General features: G+C 67.6%; 5 protein-coding genes. 4 read left to right on the top strand and 1 reads right to left on the bottom strand.

Features of this window, described 5'->3' with window-relative positions; translation table 11 throughout:
* Positions 1-471: 471 nt before the first annotated feature.
* From htpG to H9654_RS13535, 4 genes are all read left to right on the top strand, one after another.
* A complete protein-coding gene (htpG, locus tag H9654_RS13550; protein WP_191771261.1) occupies positions 472-2,379 on the top strand; it encodes a molecular chaperone HtpG in 1,908 nt (635 codons plus the stop codon).
* Between the two features lie 211 nt (positions 2,380-2,590).
* A complete protein-coding gene (gene ftsY / locus H9654_RS13545; protein ID WP_191771260.1) occupies positions 2,591-3,937 on the top strand; it encodes a signal recognition particle-docking protein FtsY in 1,347 nt (448 codons plus the stop codon).
* Positions 3,938-3,944: 7 nt separating this feature from the next.
* Positions 3,945-5,027, top strand: coding sequence for an A/G-specific adenine glycosylase (mutY, locus tag H9654_RS13540; RefSeq protein ID WP_191771293.1), 1,083 nt, complete (start codon positions 3,945-3,947; stop codon positions 5,025-5,027).
* Positions 5,028-5,153: 126 nt separating this feature from the next.
* The gene (locus H9654_RS13535) at positions 5,154-5,423 is read left to right on the top strand and encodes an oxidative damage protection protein (protein WP_042614005.1); all 270 of its coding nucleotides are present in this window, start codon (positions 5,154-5,156) and stop codon (positions 5,421-5,423) included.
* Here the strand turns inward: H9654_RS13535 and H9654_RS13530 are convergent, their stop codons facing one another.
* Positions 5,424-5,861: a DUF6491 family protein gene (locus H9654_RS13530; protein WP_191771259.1), complete on the bottom strand. Its 438-nt coding sequence runs from the start codon at positions 5,859-5,861 to the stop codon at positions 5,424-5,426.
* Positions 5,862-5,945: the final 84 nt, after the last annotated feature.

The raw sequence follows: 5,945 nt of genomic DNA, 5'->3' as shown, positions 1-5,945 counted from the left end.
CCCCCCCCCCCCCCCCCCCCCCCCCCCCCCCCCCCCCCCCCCCCCCCCCCGGCCCTGTGACATATCCCGTGCGCCCACCACGGAAAAGAAAAAAAAGAAAAGCGAAATGGTCGGCCGCTCCCCGCTGTGGGCCACGGATAATTCCGCCGACCATGGGTCGGCGCTACCGCTTTTTCTATTTCTTCTAACGTGGCGGGCCGCGCGCGGGCTATCAGGGCCGGGCGGGAGGGGTTGGTGGGGGCGTGGAGCGCCAGGGATGGCGCGACACGAGGCCCGCATGGATGCAGTTTCTGCCGTCCCCCACCAACCCCTCCCGCCCGGCCCAACCCCTTGAACCGAAGCTCCCAGCGACCCACCACGAGGGGCTGCGCCGTTCGCTGGCCGACCGGAGGCCTTGATAACGGGACAATCACCCTCACCCCTTGCGCAGGCCGCACATGCTGGCGCGGCGATGACACGGAGCCCCATGCAATGACTGAAACGACCCAGACCGAAACCCTTGGCTTCCAGACCGAGGTCAAGCAGCTGCTGCAGCTGATGATCCATTCGCTGTACTCGAACAAGGAAATCTTCCTGCGCGAGCTGGTTTCCAATGCCGCCGACGCCGCCGACAAGCTGCGCTTCGAGGCACTGACCCAGCCGGCGCTGCTGGAAGGTGACAACGAGCTGCGCGTGCGGGTCAGCTTCGATGCCGATGCCCACACGGTGACCATCGAGGACAACGGCATCGGCATGAGCCGCGAAGAGGCCATTGCCCACCTCGGCACCATCGCCAAGTCCGGCACCGGCGACTTCCTGCGCCAGCTTTCCGGCGACCAGAAGAAGGATTCGCAGCTGATCGGGCAGTTCGGCGTGGGCTTCTACAGCGCCTTCATCGTCGCCGACCAGGTCGATGTGTACTCGCGCCGTGCCGGCGCGCCGGCCGCCGAAGGCGTGCGCTGGTCCTCGCGCGGCGAAGGCGAGTTCGACATCGCTGCGGTGGAAAAGGCCGAGCGCGGTACCCGCATCGTGCTGCACCTGAAGGACGGCGAGCATGACTTCGCCGATGGCTGGCGCCTGCGCAGCATCCTGAAGAAGTATTCGGACCACATCGGCCTGCCGATCCAGATGCCGAAGGAAGCCGCCCCGGCCGAAGGCGAGACCGAAGCACCGGCGCTGGAATGGGAGACCGTCAACCGCGCCAGCGCGCTGTGGACGCGCCCGCGCACCGAGGTCACCGATGCCGAGTACAGCGAGTTCTACAAGCACGTGGCGCATGACCACAGCGACCCGCTGGCCTGGAGCCACAACAAGGTCGAAGGCAAGCTGGAGTACACCTCGCTGCTGTACGTGCCGGGTCGCGCGCCGTTCGACCTGTACCACCGCGAAGCGCCGAAGGGCCTGAAGCTGTACGTGCAGCGCGTGTTCGTGATGGACCAGGCCGAGCAGTTCCTGCCGCTGTACCTGCGCTTCATCAAGGGCGTGGTCGATTCCAACGACCTGTCGCTGAACGTTTCGCGCGAAATCCTGCAGTCCGGCCCGGTCATTGATTCGATGAAATCGGCGCTGACCAAGCGCTCGCTGGACATGCTGGAGAAGCTGTCCAAGGACAAGCCAGAGCAGTACGCCACGTTCTGGAAGGAATTCGGCCAGGTGCTGAAGGAAGGCCCGGCCGAGGACTACAATAACCGCGAAAAGGTCGCCGGCCTGCTGCGTTTCGCCTCCACCCGCGGCGAAGGCGATGCGCAGACGGTGTCACTGGCCGATTACCTGGCCCGCATGGCCGAGGGCCAGGACAAGATCTATTACCTGACCGGCGAGAGCTACACCCAGGTGCGCAACAGCCCGCACCTGGAAGTGTTCCGCAAGAAGGGCATCGAAGTGCTGCTGCTGACCGACCGCATCGACGAGTGGCTGATGGGCTACCTGACCGACTTCGACGGCAAGCGCTTCGTGGATATCGCACGCGGCGACCTGGACCTGGGCGCGCTGGAAAGCGAGGAAGACAAGCAGGCGCAGGAATCGGCAGCCAAGGACAAGCAGGCGCTGGTGGAACGGCTGAAGGCCGCCCTGGGCGATGACGTGGCCGAAGTGCGCGTGTCACACCGCCTGACCGATTCGCCGGCGGTGCTGGCCATCGGCGAGCAGGACCTGGGCCTGCAGATGCGCCAGATCCTGGAAGCGAGCGGGCAGAAGGTGCCCGAGAGCAAGCCGGTGCTGGAGATCAACCCCGGCCATCCGCTGATCGCCAAGCTCGATGCTGAAGCCGATGGCGAGCGCTTCGATGACCTCGGCCGGGTGCTGTTCGACCAGGCCGCGCTGGCCGCCGGTGACAGCCTGAAGGATCCGGGCGCTTACGTTGCGCGCCTGAACAAGCTGCTGCTGGAACTGTCTGCCTGATCACAGGGCGCGTGCCCTGGGCAGTGACGCCCGCTGGTGGGTGACGACCGTTGGTCGTCACGCTCCTGTCGGTTGGTGGGTGACGACCGTTGGTCGTCACGCTGCCTGCCGCTGCGCTCGCCGAGCATGTCCCGGCGCTGCCCCCTCATCCACACGGGCCCCGACGGGCCCGGTGGTAATCTACCCCCTGATCTAAAGCCGTTACCCGCCAATGCTCAGTTTCTTCCGCCGCAAAAAAGCCCAGGACGCCGCGCAGGTCGATGCGCCCAAGACCCAGCACTATTCGGCTGAAGAGCTCGCCGCTGCGTTTCCTTCGGCCAGGCCGGTGCAGCCGCCGGAGCCGGTCGTCGCGCCGCTGGCGGAGGCCCCTGCGCCCATCGCAGAAGCAGCGCCGCCGGTTGCCCAACCGCCTGCAGCAGCGCCCGTCGTCACCCCAGCACCTGTCGCTGCCCCTGCACCTGCCGCAGCCGTGGCCACGCCCACGCCCGAACGCGTGCTGGCGCCAGAAGATTTCGAAGCCGAAGCCCTCGCCGCCGCCGCGGTACTGGCGCCGCTGGCCCCGGTTACCCCGGCACCGGCACCGGCCGCCCCCGCCGCCGACCTGCCCGTGCTGGTCGATGCCGAGCCCGCCCCGGCCGGCAAGACCGGTTGGCGCGAGCGCCTGCGCAACAGCACGTTCGCACGCAGCTTCGGTGGCCTGTTCTCGCGCAATCCCAAGCTCGACGATGACCTGCTGGATGAAATCGAGACCGCCTTGATCACCGCGGACGTGGGCGTCACCGCCAGCACGACCCTGGTGGAAAGCCTGCGCAAGCGCATGAAGTCGCGCGAGTTCGCCGATGCCAATGCGCTGCTGGCCGCCCTGCGTGCAGACCTGATCGCCATCCTGAAACCGGTCGCCCAGCCGTTGCTGATCGACCGCAACGCAAAGCCGTTCGTGGTGCTCACCGTGGGCGTCAACGGCGTCGGCAAGACCACCACCATCGGCAAGCTGGCCAAGCGCTTCAAGGATGAAGGCCACAGCCTGATGTTGGCCGCCGGCGATACCTTCCGCGCTGCCGCTGTCGCGCAGCTGCAGGCCTGGGGCGACCGCAACGGCGTCACCGTGATTGCCCAAGGCCAGAACGCCGATGCCGCATCGGTGGCCTTCGATGCGCTGCAGGCCGGCAAGGCACGTGGCACCTCGGTGCTGATCGCCGATACCGCCGGGCGCCTGCACACCCAGTCCGGCCTGATGAACGAGCTGGGCAAGATCCGCCGCGTGCTCGGCAAGATCGATCCCGGCGCGCCACATGAAGTACTGATGGTGATCGATGGCACCACCGGCCAGAACGCACTCTCGCAGCTGCGCCAGTTCAACGCGGCGGTGAATGTCACCGGCCTGGTGGTGACCAAGCTGGACGGCACCGCCAAGGGCGGGGTGGTGTTCGCGCTGGCCCAGGAATTCGGCATCCCGATCCGCTTCGCCGGCATCGGCGAGCGCCCGGAAGACCTGCGCGTGTTCGATCCGGAAGCCTTCGTCGACGCGTTGCTGCCCGAAGCACTCGGCAGTGCCTGAGGCCGCCATCGCGGTTGCGGCCACGCCACCGCAGGCGTCGGCCGCCGGCGGTGATGACCGGTTCGTCGCGCGGCTGCTGCACTGGTTCGACCAGCATGGCCGCCATGACCTGCCCTGGCAGCACCCGCGCACGCCGTACCGGGTGTGGCTGTCGGAGATCATGCTGCAGCAGACCCAGGTCGCTACGGTCATCCCGTACTTCCTCAAGTTCCTGCAACACTTCCCCACCCTGCCCGACCTCGCCGCGGCCGAAAACGATGCGGTGATGGCGCAATGGGCCGGGCTCGGCTATTACGCCCGCGCACGCAACCTGCATGCCGCCGCCAAGCGCTGCGTGGACGCCCACGGCGGCGAGCTGCCGCGTGATTTCGATGCGCTGCACGCACTGCCGGGTATCGGCCGCAGCACCGCCGGGGCGATCCTCAGCCAGGCCTGGAACGATCCGTTCGCCATCCTGGACGGCAACGTCAAACGCGTGCTGACCCGCTACCACGGCATCGAAGGATTCCCGGGCCTGCCGGCTGTCGAGCGGCCGCTGTGGACGTTGGCCGAAGCGCACGTGGCCCACGTACCGGCTGGACGGATGGCCGACTACACGCAGGCGCAGATGGACCTGGGCGCAACGCTGTGCACCCGCAGCCGACCGGCCTGCGTGATCTGCCCGCTGCAGGAACACTGCGTGGCGCGCCGCGATGGACGTACCGCCGAACTGCCGACCGCCAAGCCGGGCAAAGTGCTGCCGGAGCGGGAAGCGATGGCCCTGTGGCTGCACGACGGACACGGGCGGGTGCTGCTGCAGAAGCGACCGGAGACCGGCATCTGGGCCTCCCTGTGGACCCTGCCGCAGGCCGACAGCGGCATGGCGCTGCAGGCGTGGTTCGATGCGAACCTCGATGGGGCCTTGGAAGATGCCGAGGAACTGCCCGTGCTGCAGCACACCTTCAGTCATTACCGCCTGCACCTGCAGGTACTGCGCACCCGCGTGGACGGCCTGAAACACGCGCATCCGATGCTGCGCTGGGTGGCAGCCGAGGACCTGCCCGCGCTGGGCCTGCCCGCGCCCATCCGCAAGCTGCTGCAGGCGCGCTGAGCGCACGCACCGGTTGGCGTCGGGGCGTGCTCGGAGGCTCCTGGCCGGGAGCCTGATCGCTGCTTGACGAGGGCCGCCGAGCGTGGCTCGGCGCTACACTATCGCTTCGAACACGAGTACCTGCCCATGCCCCGCACCATTTTCTGCCAGTACCAGCAAGCCGACGCCGAAGGCCTCGATTTCGTGCCCTACCCCGGCGAGCTCGGCCAGCGTATCTTCGCCAACATCGGCAAGCCGGCCTGGAGCGCCTGGCTCGCCCACCAGACCATGCTGATCAACGAAAACCGGCTGTCACCGCGCGATCCCAAGCACCGCGCGTTCCTGGAAGAAGAACTGGTGAAGTACCTGTTCGCCGGCAATGCGGAAAAGCCCCCGGGCTTCGTACCCGAAGCCTGATCATTCCTGGCGCGCTTCGATCTGGGCATGCCGAAGCTGCTGCTCTGAAGCGCGCAGCGCCTTGACGTCCAGCGGACGGATGCTGCCGATGTAACACGGCATCTGCGGCCCCGGTCCCGGCCCGCGCACCAGCACTTTGTCCAGCCGCGCCGATACCCGCCCGACCCGGCTGGTCAGCCCGATCGCCTGCGCGTACGGCAGGTCCGGGCACGGCCCGGTGAGCTCCAGCAGGAACGCCTGGCCCGGACGGGTCCACACGGCCAGTGCGCTGTCGCCCAGTTCGTTCCAGCCGTTCAGGCTGCCCTGGAAGGGCATGTCACTCTGCGGCGCACCGGCGTGGGCGCGGTACAGCGCCAGCCGCTCATCGCTGCTCAATCGCCCGCTGCTGGCACAGGCCGCAAGGCTGACGCACAGGAAGACAAGGATCAGACGTTTCATGGCAGGACTCCTTGGAGATCAAGCCGATGATGCAACCGCGCCCGTGAACCCGGTAGTGACGGCCGCTGGCCGTCAAAGCAGATG

The sequence above is a fragment of the Stenotrophomonas lacuserhaii genome (assembly GCF_014836545.1).
GTDB lineage: Bacteria > Pseudomonadota > Gammaproteobacteria > Xanthomonadales > Xanthomonadaceae > Stenotrophomonas > Stenotrophomonas lacuserhaii.
The sequence above is the reverse complement of the archived record's forward strand: the minus strand, read 5'-3'. Positions and strand labels throughout refer to the sequence as shown.

What these genes read in the sequence shown, in the direction of transcription:
- htpG (WP_191771261.1), top strand. Translation starts at nt 472, where the DNA reads ATGACTGAAACGACCCAGACCGAAACCCTTGGCTTCCAGACCGAGGTC.
- ftsY (WP_191771260.1), top strand. Translation starts at nt 2,591, where the DNA reads ATGCTCAGTTTCTTCCGCCGCAAAAAAGCCCAGGACGCCGCGCAGGTC.
- H9654_RS13535 (WP_042614005.1), top strand. Translation starts at nt 5,154, where the DNA reads ATGCCCCGCACCATTTTCTGCCAGTACCAGCAAGCCGACGCCGAAGGC.
- H9654_RS13530 (WP_191771259.1), bottom strand. Translation starts at nt 5,861, where the DNA reads ATGAAACGTCTGATCCTTGTCTTCCTGTGCGTCAGCCTTGCGGCCTGT.